This is a genomic window from Cutibacterium sp. LaCa_255 (assembly GCF_057458005.1).
The window spans coordinates 748,222-764,563 of sequence record NZ_CP190956.1 but is presented as its reverse complement, the minus strand read 5'-3'; the positions used below and the strand labels follow the sequence as shown (position 1 = coordinate 764,563).

General features: G+C 63.7%; 12 protein-coding genes, 1 pseudogene and 1 riboswitch. Of the genes and pseudogenes, 7 read left to right on the top strand and 6 right to left on the bottom strand.

The features are described 5' to 3' along the window. Positions 1–46: 46 nt before the first annotated feature. The 5 genes and pseudogenes from ACP8ML_RS03320 to ACP8ML_RS03300 form a co-directional block, all read left to right on the top strand. A pseudogene (locus ACP8ML_RS03320) lies at positions 47–1,297 on the top strand (esterase-like activity of phytase family protein); the annotation flags it as partial. A 685-nt stretch (positions 1,298–1,982) separates the two neighbouring features. Then, entirely contained in the window at positions 1,983–2,909 is a 927-nt protein-coding gene (locus tag ACP8ML_RS03315) for an ABC transporter substrate-binding protein (protein ID WP_065674148.1), read from the top strand. Between the two features lie 248 nt (positions 2,910–3,157). Further along, the gene (locus ACP8ML_RS03310) at positions 3,158–3,880 is read left to right on the top strand and encodes an amino acid ABC transporter permease (RefSeq protein WP_196768493.1); all 723 of its coding nucleotides are present in this window, start codon (positions 3,158–3,160) and stop codon (positions 3,878–3,880) included. A gap of 35 nt (positions 3,881–3,915) precedes the next feature. After that, positions 3,916–4,677 (top strand): amino acid ABC transporter ATP-binding protein, encoded by a 762-nt coding sequence (locus ACP8ML_RS03305; RefSeq protein WP_065674171.1) that lies wholly within the window; start codon positions 3,916–3,918, stop codon positions 4,675–4,677. Between the two features lie 45 nt (positions 4,678–4,722). Next, positions 4,723–4,938, top strand: a complete 216-nt coding sequence (locus ACP8ML_RS03300) for an RNA-binding S4 domain-containing protein (RefSeq protein WP_036979841.1) — start codon at positions 4,723–4,725, stop codon at positions 4,936–4,938. Between the two features lie 74 nt (positions 4,939–5,012). On the opposite strand, the gene ACP8ML_RS03295 is transcribed toward ACP8ML_RS03300, so the two are convergent. The 5 genes from ACP8ML_RS03295 to ACP8ML_RS03275 form a co-directional block, all read right to left on the bottom strand. Continuing rightward, complete coding sequence (locus tag ACP8ML_RS03295) at positions 5,013–6,494, bottom strand: S8 family peptidase (protein ID WP_486703032.1); 1,482 nt, start codon at positions 6,492–6,494, stop codon at positions 5,013–5,015. Between the two features lie 214 nt (positions 6,495–6,708). Continuing rightward, positions 6,709–7,755: a methylmalonyl Co-A mutase-associated GTPase MeaB gene (gene meaB / locus ACP8ML_RS03290; RefSeq protein WP_486703031.1), complete on the bottom strand. Its 1,047-nt coding sequence runs from the start codon at positions 7,753–7,755 to the stop codon at positions 6,709–6,711. A gap of 148 nt (positions 7,756–7,903) precedes the next feature. Next, positions 7,904–10,093: a methylmalonyl-CoA mutase gene (scpA, locus tag ACP8ML_RS03285; RefSeq protein ID WP_015583100.1), complete on the bottom strand. Its 2,190-nt coding sequence runs from the start codon at positions 10,091–10,093 to the stop codon at positions 7,904–7,906. Beyond that, positions 10,090–12,000, bottom strand: a complete 1,911-nt coding sequence (gene mutA / locus ACP8ML_RS03280; protein ID WP_004811956.1) for a methylmalonyl-CoA mutase small subunit — start codon at positions 11,998–12,000, stop codon at positions 10,090–10,092. Before mutA ends, scpA begins: the two co-directional genes overlap by 4 nt. Positions 12,001–12,079: 79 nt before the next feature. Beyond that, positions 12,080–12,331, bottom strand: a riboswitch (cobalamin riboswitch). A 70-nt stretch (positions 12,332–12,401) separates the two neighbouring features. After that, on the bottom strand, positions 12,402–13,409 hold the full coding sequence (locus ACP8ML_RS03275) for an alpha/beta fold hydrolase (protein WP_249361232.1): 1,008 nt from the start codon (positions 13,407–13,409) through the stop codon (positions 12,402–12,404). A gap of 104 nt (positions 13,410–13,513) precedes the next feature. Between ACP8ML_RS03275 and ACP8ML_RS03270 the strand changes: the two genes are divergently transcribed. After that, positions 13,514–13,894 carry a hypothetical protein gene (locus ACP8ML_RS03270; protein ID WP_249361234.1) on the top strand — a complete coding sequence of 127 codons (381 nt, stop codon included), beginning with the start codon at positions 13,514–13,516 and terminating at the stop codon, positions 13,892–13,894. Then, complete coding sequence (locus ACP8ML_RS03265) at positions 13,891–15,057, top strand: nucleotide sugar dehydrogenase (RefSeq protein ID WP_015583108.1); 1,167 nt, start codon at positions 13,891–13,893, stop codon at positions 15,055–15,057. Before ACP8ML_RS03270 ends, ACP8ML_RS03265 begins: the two co-directional genes overlap by 4 nt. A gap of 3 nt (positions 15,058–15,060) precedes the next feature. On the opposite strand, the gene ACP8ML_RS03260 is transcribed toward ACP8ML_RS03265, so the two are convergent. Then, the gene (locus ACP8ML_RS03260; RefSeq protein WP_065674174.1) at positions 15,061–16,296 is read right to left on the bottom strand and encodes an alpha-amylase family protein; all 1,236 of its coding nucleotides are present in this window, start codon (positions 16,294–16,296) and stop codon (positions 15,061–15,063) included. Positions 16,297–16,342: the final 46 nt, after the last annotated feature.

The following is a 16,342-nucleotide window of genomic DNA, read 5'->3' as shown; positions in this document are numbered from 1 at the left end:
ACTGGGCACTGTGAACTGGCGCGGTACGCCGTTGAGAGGATGATTCATGCATCGCCACCTGACCCGAGGCCTGGCCGCCACCGCCTGTGCCGCTGCCCTGATCTGCCCGCTGGCACCAGGGGTTGCTTCCGCCGAACCGACCACGGACGCCATCGAGGTGTACACCGGAGGCGCTCCGGTCCTGTCCACCGCGCCGAATGGCGTCAAGATCACCGACAGCGGATTCGGTTCAGCCTTTGCCCATCGCAACGGCGATCCTGACGACGTCTACTACGGCCTGACCGACCGCGGCCCGAACACTGACTCCGATGCCGACAACGAGAAGATCGAGCCGGTCAAGTTCCAGCCCTCGATCGCCAAGTTCCGTCTGGTCAACGGCCACATGGACCTCGTCAAGAGGATTGGTCTGGTGACCAAGGACGGCACACCGATGAACGGTGCCGTCAATCCGGAGGCCTCCACCGGGGAGACGATCGTCGACATCAACGGCAGGACGATCGCCCCTTCGAAGGCCGGCATCGACTCCGAAGGTCTCGTCGTCGCCCCAGACGGCAGCTTCTGGGTCTCCGACGAGTACGGCCCCTATGTCGTTCATTTCGATGCCCAGGGACGCGAGATCTCCCGTCTCAAACCCTTCGACGGCACCCTCCCTCGCGAGCTGGCCTTCCGCACCCCGAATCGTGGCATGGAAGGCCTCACCCTGACCCCCGACGGCAAGACCCTGGTCGGAACCATGCAGTCGGCTCTGGAGACCCCGGATTTGTCCGGCAGCTCCAAGAAGGTCCCCTTCGTGCGCATCGTCACCATCGACGTCGCGAGCGGCAGGACCACTGGGCAGTACCTGTACCAGCTGCACCTGAGCCAGGCCAAGACCTCCGTCTCAGAGATCACCGCCCTGGGAAACCACACCCTGCTCGTTGACGAACGTGACGGCGACCCGGGCAAGGACACCTTCAAGCGCCTGTACAAGATTGACCTGTCGAAGGCGACCAATGTCAACGACGCGAAGTCGGTCCCGGGAGCGACCTATGACGCCACCAAGGGTGGCCTGCTCGTCGACGGCAAGTCCCTCGAGGGTCTCGTCTCGGCCGACAAGTCCGCCAAGAACGACGAGAAGAAGGCCACCGAGATCCTCACCTCCCACGGCGTAGAGCCCGCGATCGGCGAGCTGTACCTCGACGTCACCAAGCTGGTGTGGACCGCTGATCCATCCGGCAACACCTTTCCCCACGACAAGGTCGAGGGGGTCGCGGTGACTCACGGTGGGGCCACCGTCACGCTGTCGAACGACTCCGACTTCGGTATCAACGGCATCGTCAAGGGGTCCAAGAACCCCTTCCAGCTCGTCTCCAAGCACTTCGGCACCGACGAATCCCGCCAGGACATCGGCGAGTCGCTGAAGGTGCGCATGAACTCCCTGACTGAGAACCTGCGCGGACCGGCATACCGTAAGGCTGAGTTCACCACCGACGGGAATGCCGTGACCGGCAAGAACCTCGAGCCTGACACCGGTTACGTCGTGGCTGTCGACGGCACCAAGGTCGGCACCCTGGCGACCAACGCGAAGGGTTCGGGATCCCTCGATCTGCCAGCCCTGAATACTGGTGACCACGAGGTGACCCTGTCCTTGGCCGAGTCCACGGTTGCCTCGGTCACGGTGAAGGCGGGCCCGTCAGCCCCGACGACTCCGATCACGCCCGCCCCGAGCGCCGCCTCGTCGAGCCCCACCGCGCCCAACAGCACTATGCCCAACACCACTGCAGCTAACGCAACGGCACCGGGCACGTCAGCCTCGACTACCCACGCCGGTCGCGGTCTGCCGCACACCGGACTCTGATCCCCCCACGCCAAGCGCCCGGACGATTCGTCCGGGCGCTTGTTCTTGCGTGCCCAAAGGCGTGCCATTTTGTATTCATGCCCTGTAGTGCATAATTATGTATCTCGCGGTGTCACCCGGCGCCGCAACAGCGAAGGAACGTCACATGAAAACTCTGCGTCATGCCGCCGGTGCCACTCTGGCCGTTGTCGCCCTTGCCGTCAGCGGTTGCACCCATGCCTCAGAGGAGTCCGCGACTCCCACGGCAGAGGCCAGCAAGGCTGGCACTCCGTCGAATGCCCAGATCATCGATTCCATCAAGACTGATCCCACGATCGCCGCGATGGTCCCTGACGACATCAAGAAATCCGGCACCCTTCGCAACGGCGCAGCAGCCAACTATGCGCCGGCTGAGTTCATCGACACGGACGGCTCGAAGGTGGTCGGCTACGACGTCGACTACATCACCGCCGTCGGCAAGCTCATGGGACTCAAGGTGACGACCGCCAATGCGGCCTTCCCCAGCCTCATCCCTGCCATCGGATCCAAGTACGACGCCAGCGTCTCCTCCTTCACCATCACCGCGGAGCGGCAGAAGCAGGTCACCATGACCTCCTACTTCAAGGCCGGATTCTCGATGGCCGTCCCGAAAGGCAACCCCAAGAAGATCTCCCCTGACGACCTGTGTGGTCACTCCGTGGCCGTTCAGACCGGCACCGCCCAGGAGACCGCTGCCCAGCAGAAGTCAAAGGCGTGCACCAAGGCCGGCAAGAAGCCGATTGACCTGCTGTCCTACGCCTCCCAGTCAGACGCCACCACGAATGTCGCCGGGGGCAAGGCAGACGTCCTCTACGCCGACTCAGTGATTACCGGGTACGCCATCAAGCAGACGTCCAAGCTCGAAGCCCTCGGCAACATCACCGATGCATCGATGTTTGGCGTCGCCACCGCCAAGAATGACGGCGGACTGTCCAAGGCCATCCAGGCCGCAACCCAGAAGCTCATCGACGACGGGACCATGAAGAAGCTGCTGACCTCGTGGGGCACCGAGGACGGTCTCATCGAGACCTCCAAGGTCAATCCCGAGTCGTGATCACACCCAACTGAAAGGCATTCACGGTGGCCAACCACCACGCCGACATCCCCAACCGCATCCGAGCCCGCGACGTCGCACATCCGGGCACCTGGATCGCTGCTGTCATCGTCGCCCTCTTGGTACTGATCTTCGTCCAGGGGCTCGTCACGAACCCGAACTATCAGTGGTCGGTGGTGTGGCTGTACCTGCGTGACGTCAAAGTCATCACTGGTATCGGCTACACGATCCTGCTGACCTTTGCGGCAATGATCCTCGGAACCGCGGTAGCCCTCCTCATGGCCATCATGAGGCAGTCGAGCAATCCTGTGTTGCGCGGCGTCTCCTGGGCCTACATCTTCGTCTTCCGTGGCGTTCCGGTGTACACCCAGTTGGTGTTCTGGGGTCTGCTCGCCGTGCTCTACCCCACCCTGTCCATCGGGGTGCCTTTCGGCGGACCGACGCTGGCCAGCGTCGAGACCGAGAAGGTCGTCACCGCGCTGGCCGCCGCCATCATCGGCCTGGGTCTCAACGAGGGTGCCTATCTGGCCGAGATCATCCGGTCCGGGCTGGAATCCGTCGACGCCGGCCAGACCGAGGCCGCCAAGGCACTGGGCATGAAGCCCTCCCTCATCATGCGCCGGGTGATCATTCCCCAGGCCATGAGGGTGATCATTCCGCCGCTGGGCAACGAGACCATCGGCATGCTCAAGACGACCTCCCTGGTACTGGCGGTGCCCTTCACCCTCGACCTGCAGTACGCCACAAACGCCATCGCGAACCGTATCTATGCGCCGATCCCGCTACTCATCGTCGCCGCCTTCTGGTACCTCGTCATGACGAGTGTCCTCATGATCGGGCAGCATTTCCTCGAGCAGTACTTTGGACGTGGTTTCAACGGGAAGTCCTCGTCGAAGCGACTGCGACGCCAGGCCGCCATCCAGGCAGCCGGCACCACGCACAAGAACATCGCCCTGGAGGTCGAGCAGTGACCACATCCGCAGCAGAGTCTGCACGCATCGAGCCGATGGTGCGCATCACGGGATTGCACAAGGAGTTCGGCCCCCTGCACATCCTCAAGGGGATCGACCTCGACGTCGCCCCGGGTGAGGTGTGTGTCCTCCTCGGTCCCTCCGGCTCCGGGAAATCCACGCTGCTGCGCTGCATCAACCAGCTGGAGACCTTCGAGGCCGGAGAGGTCTGGGTCGGCGGCGAGCGCGTGGGCTACGAGCATGATCCCTTGCCGGACGGACGCCTCAAGCGGCTTTCCGACAAGGAAATCGCCGCCCAGCGGGCACGAGTCGGCATGGTCTTCCAACGGTTCAATCTCTTTCCTCACATGACCGCCCTGGGCAACGTCATGGAAGCGCCGATCAAGGTGTCGGGCTTGTCCAAGGAAGAAGTCAAGCCGCTGGCCATGTCCTTGTTGGAGCGGGTCGGCATGGCTGACCGCGCCGACCACTACCCCGCCGAACTTTCCGGCGGCCAGCAACAGCGCGTCGCCATCGCACGTGCGATGGCCATGAAACCCGAACTCATGCTCTTCGACGAGCCAACCTCAGCCCTTGACCCCGAGCTCGTCGGGGAGGTGCTCAGTGTCCTCAAGGACCTCGCCCGCGAGGGCATGACGATGATCGTCGTCACCCACGAGATGGGATTTGCCCGCGAGGTCGCCGACCACGTCGTCTTCATGGACGACGGCGTCGTCGTCGAGGCCGGTTCTCCCGATGACGTCATCAATCACCCGAAGTCGGAGCGGCTGCAGGGATTCATCGACTCGGTGCTGTGAGGTGTCGGGTCCGGGTGACAGACTGACGGTGTGCATGACGACCAGATGATCAGGCTCGGCCAGTACCTCAAGTTCGCCAACCTCGCCGACACTGGCGGTCAGGCTCGCGAACTCATCGCGTCGGGGCAGGTCAGCGTCAACGGCGAGGTCGAGACTCGACGCGGACGCCAGCTTCACCCCGGCGACGAGGTGGGCGTGACCAGCGGCGGCCAGACCGTCACCGAGACCGTCGACCTCACTGAACCCGACGTCCCTTGGTGATCACGCCCCCAACACGACACGTGGCCCGGACCACATGGTCCGGGCCACGTTCTGTTCTCAGTGGACGCTGAGGATCAGGCGTATCTGGCTGTCTGAACAGCCTTGCGGGCATCGACGATGCCGGTCCCACATCCTGAATAGCAGCGAGCCGGCTTCACCGACTGCTTGAGGATCGACTCAACCTGAGACGGGGTGAGGTTCGGGTTGGTGGACAGCATGAGGGCGGCGATCGCAGCCACGTGCGGGGTGGCCTGAGAGGTGCCCTCCATGTAGCCGTAGGCCGGGGACTGCGGCGTCCTCCTACCACTGTTGACCGTCGACAGGATCAGGTCACCGGTGCGGTCGTCACCGCCGGGAGCGGAGACGTCGACGGTCGAACCGTAGTTCGAGAAGTAAGACTGAGCGCCGGTCTGGCCGGTCGCTCCGACGACGATGACGCCACGGCAGTTACCGGGGGTCGAACGGCTGGCATCCATCGACTCGTTACCAGCGGCGACAACGATCGTGGCACCACGAGACCTGGCGTTGTCAATGGCTCGCTGGTAGCTCGTCGGGCAGTAGTTGGAACGGCCACCAAGGCTCATGTTGATGACCTGGGCGGGGTGGCTGTTGGTAGGAACTCCCGGAACGTAACCGCCGGAGGCCCAGGTTATGGCGTCGGCGATGTCGACGTCAGTGCCACCGCAGTGGCCCAGGGCGCGGACGGGCAGGATCTGGGCGTCAGGAGCGGCACCAGCGATGCCCATGCCGTTGTTCGTCGCGGCTCCAATGACACCGGCCACGTGGCTGCCGTGCCAGGAGGAATCGACGTCACGGCGGGTGCAGGTACCGGCGAGGGTCCAGTCGCCTTCGTCGGAAGGATCGTTGTCTCGGCCGTCTCCGTCACCCGCAATGCGACCGTCAGAGATGAAGTCGTAACCCGGCAGGATCTTGCCAGCCAGGTCAGGATGCTGGGTGATGCCGGAGTCGATGACGGCCACCGTCACGCCGGAACCGGTGCTGGTCGACCACGCTCCCGGGGCGTCGATGCCCTTCTCGGAGTTCAGGCCCCACTGACGGTTCCAGTACTCGTCGTTCGGGGCGGACGCCGCTGCAGTGGTGCGAACCTTCTTGCCGGTCTGCTCGTTGATCGACATGTGGAGGATCGGCTCGACGGATTCCACCTCAGGGTTGCGCTCAATCTCCGAGATGAAAGCCTTGACGGCCTTGGAGTCGAGTCCCCTGGAGACGCGGATCGACATCGAGTCGTTGGCTCGAGCCAGGGGTGCCGTGACGTGGGCGCCACGGGCCTTGGCGGCGTGATCGACGGCTCCACGCAAGGAGGTCGAGCTGGCCCGCATGGCGGAGCTGGTACGAGCTGCGCGGGACATGCCCTGAGCGGAAGTCGAGTCGTCCTTGAGATGGACGACGAATCCACTGGTGGTCTGCGTGGATGCGGAGGTGCGCAGCGGTGAGGTGGTGAAGCCGGGAGCGGCGTTGCTGGGGACGGCGGTCGCGGCAAGGGAAGCGCCAGTGATCGCACAGAGCAGCAAGGTCGACGTACGACGTGATGCCATGTCCATTCCTCTCGGTTTGTTGAAGGTGGAATGAACCTAAGGTGACAAGGGGTCACCTCCTGGTCATGACGTCAAAACTTCTCACATGACGGTCGAGAAATCTTTCTGAAACAAAACCGGATTAGCTTCAGCTCCATATGTGCCGGCCATCCAGGCATGACAAGGCCGGGAGCGCGAAGCACCCCCGGCCGGTCGTTTCTGGGACGACGTCAGATCAGGAACCGCTGGTCATCTCTCCCTGAGCCCACGGCAGCCCCGGGACGGCATGAGCGAAGGCGCGCAGGATCTGCTCGGCCCCCTCCAAGGCGTTGGTGGCCTCCGTGCCCAACCCGGCCTCGATCTTCTCGGCAACCTGCTGGACGGACGGATCAGTGTCCAGTGACTCGAGAATCTCGTTGCGGACCATGTTCCACAGCCACTCACGCTGCTGCTCGACACGACGGGCTTGCAGGGACCCGTCCTTCTCGAGGTAGGCGCGGTGATCGAGGATCGCCTGCCAGACGTCGTCGAGCCCTTCCTTGGTGTACGAGGAGCAGGTGAGGACCGGGACGCGGCGCTTGTCGGCGTCGGAGGACACGAGCTTCATGGCGATCGAGAGATCACGAGCGGAGACACGCGCATTGCCGGCATTGTCGCCATCGGCCTTGTTGACCGCAACGACGTCCGCCAGTTCCAGGATGCCCTTCTTGATGCCCTGCAGCTGGTCGCCGGTACCCGCGACGGAAAGCATGAGGAAAGTGTCGACCATGCCTGCCACGGCGACCTCGGACTGTCCGACACCGACGGTCTCGACGAGGACCACGTTGTAACCAGCCGCCTCCATGACGATCATGGCCTCACGCGTGGCCCGGGCGACGCCACCCAGGTGACCGCCGGAGGGTGACGGGCGCACGAATGCCTCGTCACGGTTGCACAGATCCCCCATGCGGGTGCGGTCACCGAGGATCGAACCGCCGGTGCGGGTCGAGGAAGGGTCGACGGCCAGGACGGCAACCTTGTAGTTGAACTCGTCGATGAGCTTGGTGCCCATGACATTGATGAAGGTCGACTTACCGGCGCCGGGAACACCCGAGATACCGACACGGATGGCGTCACCAGTGTGAGGAGCCAGCAGGCGCAACATCTCGCGTGCCTTCTCGCGATGTGCCGGTTTGCTCGACTCCACCAGAGTCAGCGCTTTGGCAATGTGCTGGCGGCTCCCGGCCAGGACTTGCTCAACCAGTTCGGGGACGTCGATCGGCATGATCACCATTTCCTTCATCGGGTGGGTACGTCTACCGTACCGCCCACGGACAACGTTCATGGCGGAGGGCTCATACCCAGTGGCTTTCAGGTCCGTATGACGGTGGCCCCTGGAACCTCGCGGGGTTCCAGGGGCCAATCCTTCAGTCTCGTGGACCGATCCAGTCTCAGTCGTCGCTGTGAGCGGCGAGGAGCTTCTCCATCAGCTCGATGGCAGCGTCCGGGATGACGGTGCCAGGTGGGTAGATGGCGGCTGCGCCGTCATCCTTGAGCTCCTGGAAGTCCTGGGTCGGGATGACGCCACCAACAACGATCATGATGTCGGAGCGGCCAAGCTTGTCCAGTTCCTTGCGCAGGGCCGGCACCAGGGTGAGGTGTCCGGCGGCCAACGAGGAGACACCGACGACGTGGACGTCGCCCTCGACAGCCTGTCGAGCGGTCTCCTCAGGGGTCTGGAACAGCGGGCCGACGTCGACGTCCATGCCGAGGTCCGCGTAGGCGGTCGCGACGACCTTCTGGCCACGGTCGTGACCATCCTGACCCATCTTCGCGATCATGATGCGAGGACGACGGCCTTCCTTCTCCTCGAACTTCTTGATGAGGTCGTGGACCTTCTTGGTCGACTCGGTGCTACCGGCTGCCTTGCTGTACACGCCCTCAATGGTACGGATCTGAGCGGTGTAGCGCCCGAAGACCTTCTCCATTGCGTCGGACATCTCGCCGACGGAGGCGTTGGCGCGACCGGCGTCGATGCACAGCTTGAGCAGGTTGCGGTCGGGATCGCTCGGGTCCGGGTTGGCAGCAGCCCAGGTGAGCTTCTCCAGAGCAGCCTGGCAGGCCTCCTCGTCACGGTTGGCGCGAAGCTGCTCGAGCTTGGCCTTCTGTTCCTTGAGCACCTGGGTGTTGTCGACCTTGAGGACCTCGAGATCCTCTTCCTCATCGAGACGGTACTTGTTGACGCCGATGAGGGGCTGACGACCGGAGTCGATACGGGCCTGGGTACGGGCAGCGGCCTCCTCGATACGCATCTTCGGGATGCCCTTCTCGATGGCCTTGGCCATACCGCCGGCCTTCTCGACCTCCTGGATGTGGGCCCAGGCCTTGCGAGCCAGCTCGAGGGTGAGCTTCTCGACGTAGGCGGAACCGCTCCAGGGATCGATGACGCGGCAGGTGCCCGACTCCTGCTGGATGAACAGCTGGGTGTTTCGAGCGATACGAGCGGAGAAGTCTGTCGGCAGGGCGATGGCCTCGTCGAGGGAGTTGGTGTGCAGGGACTGGGTGTGTCCCTGGGTGGCTCCCATGGCCTCCACACAGGTACGGATGACGTTGTTGTACACGTCCTGAGCGGTCAGCGACCAGCCAGAGGTCTGCGAGTGGGTACGCAGGCTCATGGACTTCGGGTTCTTAGGCCCGAACTGGTTGACGAGCTTGGCCCACAGCATGCGAGCCGCGCGCATCTTGGCGACCTCCATGAAGAAGTTGGTGCCAATGGCCCAGAAGAAGGACAGACGCGGTGCGAACTGGTCGACCTTCAGGCCCACCGACTCGCCAGCGCGGATGTAGTCGACTCCGTCGGCCAGGGTGTAGGCCATCTCGATGTCGGCGGTCGCGCCGGCCTCCTGCATGTGGTAGCCGGAGATGGAGATGGAGTTCCACTTCGGCATGTTCGCGCTGGTGAAGGCGAAGATGTCGGAGATGATCCGCATCGAGGGCAGCGGCGGGTAGATGTACGTGTTACGAACCATGAACTCCTTGAGGATGTCGTTCTGGATCGTTCCGGCGAGCTGCTCGGGCTTGGCGCCCTGCTCCTCGGCGGTCACAACGTACAGGGCGAGAATCGGCAACACGGCGCCGTTCATCGTCATGGACACCGACATGCGGTCCAGCGGAATACCCGCGAAAAGCTCACGCATGTCCAGGATGGAGTCCACAGCCACACCAGCCATGCCGACGTCACCGGGAACACGCGGGTTGTCGGAGTCGTAACCACGGTGGGTCGGCAGGTCGAAGGCGACCGACAGACCCTTCTGACCAGCGGCCAGGTTACGGCGGTAGAACGCGTTGGACTCCTTGGCGGTGGAGAATCCGGCGTACTGACGAATCGTCCACGGACGGAAGGCGTACATGGTGGCGTACGGGCCGTGGGTGAAGGGCGGCAGACCGGCGTAGGTGTCCAGCCAGTCCATGTCAGCGTAGACGTCCTCGGAGTACAGGTGGCCAACCGGAATCTGCTCCGGAGTGGTCCAGGGCTCCTGCTCACCAGCGGCGGCGGCCAACTTGGCGAACTGCTCCTGTGCGTCCGCGGGGACCGGAGAGTCTCCGAGGTTGATGGAATCGAAACGAGGCAGGGTGGTCACTTGGCAACTCCCAACGTGTCCAGAGTGGTGGTCAGGACGTCAACGACGTCCATTCCGAGGTAGATGCGCCCGTCGACGACCTTCTCGGCCTCGGCAGCGTCATCACCAAATTCCTTGAAGGCACCCGACAGGTAGACCAGCTTGGCGCCAGCCTCCTTGAGGGCCTTGGCGACCTCGAGGCCCTGGGCCGCGTAGGTCTTGGCGTTCGAACACAGGTCAGCGACCTCGGCACCGGACTCCTTGAAGGCCTTGACGACCTCTTCAGTGGTGCCTCCCTCGCACTCCGGGGTCTCCATGCCGGCGATGTGCCACACCGGGGCGGAGAATCCCTCGCGAGGACCGAAGTCACGACGGGTTCCCAGGCAAGCCAGGAAAACCTTCGGACGCTCGGAGCAGGTGGCGGAACGATCAACGAGGGCCTCGAAGATCTCGGCGTCGCGGCGCCACTCCAGCCCGTTGCGCTCGGCAGTTTCGGGGTACGGCTTGGTCTCGACCGTCTTGGCGTCGAGCAGCGGGAACTCGCTGACGGCCGTGATCGGCTGCTTGCGGGTCGCCAGACGCTTGGCGCGCTCGGCATTCAGCTTGTCGAGCTCGGTGCGGACGTGGTCGCCGGTCACGGCGGCGGCCATGCCACCGGCAGCCTCGACAGCCTGGAACTCGACCCAAGCGGCTTCTTCCAGCTTCTTAGTCAGAGCCTCAACGTAGAAGGAGCCACCAGCCGGGTCATTGGCGCGACCGATGTTGGACTCCTCGGCGAGGATGATGCCAGTGTTGCGGGCGATACGACGCGAGAAGTCGCTCTTCGGCAGGCCGATGGCGGCATCGAAGGGCAGGGTCGTGACGGCCTCGGCACCACCGACAGCAGCACCGAAGGTCGAGATGGTGCCTCGCAAGATGTTGACGTAGGGATCGTCACGGGTCAGCTCACGCCAGCTGGTGACGGCCTCCTGACGGGCACCACGCTTGGCGGCCGGCACCTCGAAGACCTCACCGACACGGTTCCACAGGGTGCGCAGGGCGCGCAGACGGCAGATGGTCAGGAACTGGTCGTGGGTGGCGGACACCCGGAAGTTGATGGCGTCGAACGCCTGCTCGGCGGTCAGTCCCTGCTCCATGAGAGCGCGGACATACTCGACGCCGGTGGCGATGGCCCAGGCGAGCTCATGCACGTCGCCGGCACCAGCATTGTGGTAGATCGTGGCGTCAACGACGAAGGCGCGGGAGTTCTTGTACTTCTCGATCTTCCTGACCCACTCGCCCATGCCGGACAGATCCGGGGTGCCACCGTTGAGGGCGGCGAAACCGATCGGGTCCAGACCGAGGTTGAACGACAGTTTGTCGGGCTCGATCTTGGAATCGGCGTAGACCTTGAGGAGGGCCTCGGCGGCAGCCTCCTGGTCGTCGCGGCTGGAGACCTCGACCTTGGCCAGGTCCAGCAGCACGTCCTTGAGATCGCCGGCGATGTCCTCGGGGTTGATGGCGTCGGCACCGACGCGCAGCCACAGGGACGTCACGCCACGCTCGAGGTCAGCGATGACGGCCTTCTTGGTGAACTCGACGTCGGGATCCTCGTGAAGGGCTCGGACGTCCCACGCGTCCATGCTGCCGTCACGGACCGTCGTGCCACGGGTAAAGGGCGGCACGCCCGGGGCGCCGAGCTTCTCGGAGGCATCCTGACGCCGGTACATCGGCTCGATCTGGATGCCGTCGACCGTGGTCGGCTCGAGGCGCTTCATTCCCTGCTCGATGTTGAGTTCCTTGCCCTCGGGGCGACCCCGGTTCAAGACTTTGAGGACCGCGTCCTCCCACTGTTCGTGGGTGACCTTCGGGAAGTCCCCGGCCAGGCTCAACTCCTCGGGCATCCTGTCCTCGACGGGCTTGGATGCGAGGTTGTCAGGATCAGTCATTCGTCAGACTCCTGCTCCGCTGTGGATGGTTGGACGACCTCGGCCGGCCCTCGAGACCTCGGACGCTGTGGCACACGCGGGTGCACCACACGCTCTGGCAGGTATTCGGACTCATGGGCACCTCGTCTGCCGACGAGTCCTACGTCACCGCTTCCCAGACCGAAGCCCAGTGCTTGATCGACGTCCACCCGGTCCGAGAACCAGATGGGCGACGATGGTGATGTCGTTCCCACTCACCGCTGCGGGGCAGTTCCGGAGTTTCACCGGATTCCCTCTTACCGCCTTGAAACCCCGGACGGGATTCCTCGGCACCAGCACCTACGATACTAGGCTGCGCACAATCGGCATAGCGCACTGGGGGTGCATGTGCACGATTGTGCGAAACGAACGTGAGCGGCCTTTCACCGTGCTTTCCGAACCTGCAAGGTCCCGGGTCGGGCGGCGACGGCATCAATCCAGTCGCGCAGGTGGGCGTGGACATGTCGACGGTTCACCTCATTGAGGATCTCGTGGCGCGCCCCGGGGTAGAGAACGAGGTCCACCTCACGCGAGCCCGAGTCGCGCAACTGACGCGCGACCTGGCGCACTCCCCTGCCGGAGTCCCCCACCGGGTCCTTGGCGCCCGACATCAGCAGAATGGGAAGTGCCGGTGGAGTCGCTCGGAAGATCTCGGTGGAGTTGGCGAGTTCGATAAGCCGGACGAGTTCGCGGTAGAAGGCTGCGGTGCAGACGAAACCGCACAGCGGGTCGTCGTTGTAGGCGTCCACGACGCGAGCGTCTCGGGACAACCAGTCGTAGTCGGTGCGAGCCGGCAGGAAGGCCCGGTTGAAGGACCCGAAGGACAGGGTGTTGAGCAGTGGGCTGCGGGAGTCTTCCCCCACCATGAGCACCTGGGCCTGGGCCAGCCCGGTAGCGACAGTGCTCAACGGCCCCAGGGAGGAGCCAGTGCCGATGATGACCAGGCCGGTCATCTCGCGTCCCCGACGAACGGCCAGGACACGAGCAAGGAACGACCCCATCGAGTGTCCGACGAGGAACCACGGCTTCCCCTCCAACCTAGCCATGAAGTGGTCAGCGACGGCGGACAGATCGTCGAGCATCTGGTGGTAGCCACGATCAGACGTGGTTCCGAGTTCTCCTGTGGCGGCAGCACGCGGCCCGTGTCCACGGTGGTCGTTCGCCACGACGAGCCAGCCGTCGGCCGCAAGCACCTGGGCGACCTCGTCATAGCGAGCCGCGTACTCGGCCATACCGTGGCAGAACTGCACCAAGCCCTTGATGGGGCGCCCCGACACAGCCTCAGGACGCCAGACAAGGACGTCGACGTCGGCTCCGTCATCAACGGTGATGGTGATGGTGTCCATAGTTCCTCCCAGACAGCTCACCCCGGACAAAACCGTCTCAACCATACCGACGTCCTCATTGCGCTTATCACACAGCCTGGCCGCAAGAGAACTTAGTGGTGGATGCCCCGCCAGTGCTGCCCGTCACTGACTCCGTGATTCTCTCCCGGTTGGCAGACACCGTCATCGTTGTGGCCCAGGTCGGACACACGACCGTCGACCAGGTTGAAAGCACAGTTTCCTCCATCGAGAACGCAGGAGGCATGGTCTCGGGCATCGTCCTGAACCGTGCCGACTCCTCGAAACTGTCGCATCTGAGATACGGCGAATCGGCGTACGGCTACGGATACACGAAATACGACAGCGACTACTCGTCATCACCCGCCACGGCTTCACAGGGGCACCCCAGAAACAGGAGACGTCAGGGAGTAAGAGCATTCCCCGACGGGCAACCTCCAGACACCACAACGCACACGTCTAAGATGATGGTGGTCCATGTGCAACGGCCAGCATTCATACCGTCGCACACAGCTATCTGGGAGTGCCCGTGAAAATCGCTGTCGCAGGACTGGGCTATGTCGGCATGGCCAATGCAGTGTTGCTCGCCCAGCACAACCGTGTCGTTGCTGTCGACATCGACGCTGAACGCGTCTCGATGGTCAACAACGGACAGACGACGATCGTCGATCCTCTGATCGCGGAGTACCTGGCTCACCACGACTTGGACCTGCGTGCCACCACTGATCCGCAGGACGCGTACCGGGGGGCGGACTTCGTCATTATCGCCACCCCGACGAACTATGACCCTGACCAGAATTATTTCGACACCTCGAGCGTCGACGGAGTCCTCGACCTGGTACAGGAGCTCGCCCCCGAGGCGACCATCGTCATCAAGTCGACAATTCCGGTGGGATTCGTCGAGGGGGTTCGCAAGGAGCGCCCCGGACTCGACGTCATCTTCTCCCCTGAGTTCCTCCGCGAGGGCAAGGCCCTCTACGACAACGTCCATCCGTCACGGATCGTCGTCGGATCGGACTCGGCTAAGGCCCACCTCTTCGCCGACCTCATGACTGCCGGGGCCGTCGACACCGACATCCCCGTACTCTTCGTCGGGGCCACCGAGGCAGAGGCCATCAAGCTGTTCGCCAACACCTACCTGGCGATGCGGGTCTCCTTCTTCAACGAGCTCGACACCTACGCTTCCCAGCGTGGGCTGTCCACCCGTCAGGTCATTGACGGGGTGTGCCTGGATCCGCGCATCGGCAACCACTACAACAACCCGTCCTTCGGTTACGGCGGTTACTGTCTGCCCAAGGACACCCGTCAGCTACTGGCCAACTACCAGGATGTCCCCCAGACCCTCATTCAAGCCATCGTCGACTCCAACACGGTGCGCAAGGACTTCATCGCCTCCGACATCATCGCCAGGAATCCGAAGCGGGTGGGTATCTTCCGACTGGTCATGAAGGCCGGCTCGGACAACTTCCGCTCCTCCTCGATCCAAGGGGTCATGAAGCGCATCAAGGCCAAGGGCATCGAGGTCGTCGTCTATGAGCCGACCTTCGAGGGGGATGAGTTCTTCCGCTCGAAGGTCACCAGAGACCTTGACTCCTTCAAGGCCGACTGCGACGTCATCATCGCCAATCGGATGTCCCCCGAGCTGGCTGACGTCGCCGAGAAGGTCTACACCCGAGACCTCTTCGGCGGCGACTGAGTCTCAGGTCCGGCTGGACCAGATGACCTGACCCGCCTCGCGGATGAGGGCCGAGCATCCGTCGCGCACATCGAGCTCGACGATGAGGGGCTCCACCCCAGGGACACCACTGCGGTAGACATAGCGCTCGTTGGTCAGGTCGAGGGACTCGGTACGGGCGTCGACGAGCCAGGGATGACGTCGCCGCAGACCGAGCAGATCCTGGTGAGCACGCAGAGTCTCGGCGCCAAGGTTGGACAGCTCCGTCGGGCTGGCCGGGAACACCGGACGGATGTCGTCGTCACCCCCGAACCTCTCCTCCTTGATGCCGCGGTATGCCAGCTCATCCCCGTAGTAGATGAGCGGGACGCCGCCAATGGTGGCCAGCACCGCGGTCGCGGCCATCGCACCATCCTGCCCCACCTTCGAGGCGATGCGGGTGACGTCGTGGTTGCCGACGAAGGTCATCGGGGTGAAGGCATCGAAAAACTCGTTGTGACGTCCCAGGGCATGATCGAGCTCGAAGAAATTACGGGATTCGATGGACGACCAGATTGCCTTCCACAGCTCGTACTGGGTTACCGAGTCCATACCGGAGGCCTTGACGATTCCCGCATAATCGCCATGGATGACCTCGCCGAAGACCCACACGTCGGGGTGCTCCGCACGCACCGACGGCAGGACCGCAGCCCAGAACTCCGGATTGACGGAGTAGGCGGCGTCGAGTCGCCAACCGTCAACACCGCGGTCAGACCAGTGGTTCATGACCCGGGTGACGAGGTCACGAACGGCGGGGTCGTCATGGTTGAGGGCGACGAGGTCACCGTGGCCCTCGAAGACGTCGGGCTGACCGTCACGCCAGCGGACCATCCGTCCGGCATCGGTGTCCGGCCCGGCCACCAGGGCATCCTGCACGACCTGGTTACGACTCGAAACGTGGTTGAACACCCCGTCAAGCAGTACCGACAGGCCACGGGAGTGAGCGGCATGGACAAGGTGGTCGAAGTCGGTGTCGTCGCCGAGGCGAGGATCGACGGCGAAATAGTCCAAGGTGTCGTAACCATGGCTGGCCGAGGCGAAGATCGGCCCCAGTGCCAGGCCTGAACACCCGAGGGAGACCGCGTGGTCGAGCCAGGCTTCCAGATGTCCGAGGCGATGGCTGACCTCGCCGGATTGGAGCCGCTTGGGAGCTCCCACGAACCCCAGGGGATAGACGTGCCAACCGATGAGATGATCAACCCATCCCGGACGTCGAGCCATGATGCCTCCGTTCGCCGTCGCCACAGCCGTTTCGCTGCAACCCTTC

What these genes read in the sequence shown, in the direction of transcription:
- ACP8ML_RS03315 (WP_065674148.1), top strand. Translation starts at nt 1,983, where the DNA reads ATGAAAACTCTGCGTCATGCCGCCGGTGCCACTCTGGCCGTTGTCGCC.
- ACP8ML_RS03310 (WP_196768493.1), top strand. Translation starts at nt 3,158, where the DNA reads ATGATCCTCGGAACCGCGGTAGCCCTCCTCATGGCCATCATGAGGCAG.
- ACP8ML_RS03305 (WP_065674171.1), top strand. Translation starts at nt 3,916, where the DNA reads ATGGTGCGCATCACGGGATTGCACAAGGAGTTCGGCCCCCTGCACATC.
- ACP8ML_RS03300 (WP_036979841.1), top strand. Translation starts at nt 4,723, where the DNA reads ATGATCAGGCTCGGCCAGTACCTCAAGTTCGCCAACCTCGCCGACACT.
- ACP8ML_RS03295 (WP_486703032.1), bottom strand. Translation starts at nt 6,494, where the DNA reads ATGGCATCACGTCGTACGTCGACCTTGCTGCTCTGTGCGATCACTGGC.
- meaB (WP_486703031.1), bottom strand. Translation starts at nt 7,755, where the DNA reads ATGAAGGAAATGGTGATCATGCCGATCGACGTCCCCGAACTGGTTGAG.
- mutA (WP_004811956.1), bottom strand. Translation starts at nt 12,000, where the DNA reads ATGACTGATCCTGACAACCTCGCATCCAAGCCCGTCGAGGACAGGATG.
- ACP8ML_RS03275 (WP_249361232.1), bottom strand. Translation starts at nt 13,409, where the DNA reads ATGGTTGAGACGGTTTTGTCCGGGGTGAGCTGTCTGGGAGGAACTATG.
- ACP8ML_RS03260 (WP_065674174.1), bottom strand. Translation starts at nt 16,296, where the DNA reads ATGGCTCGACGTCCGGGATGGGTTGATCATCTCATCGGTTGGCACGTC.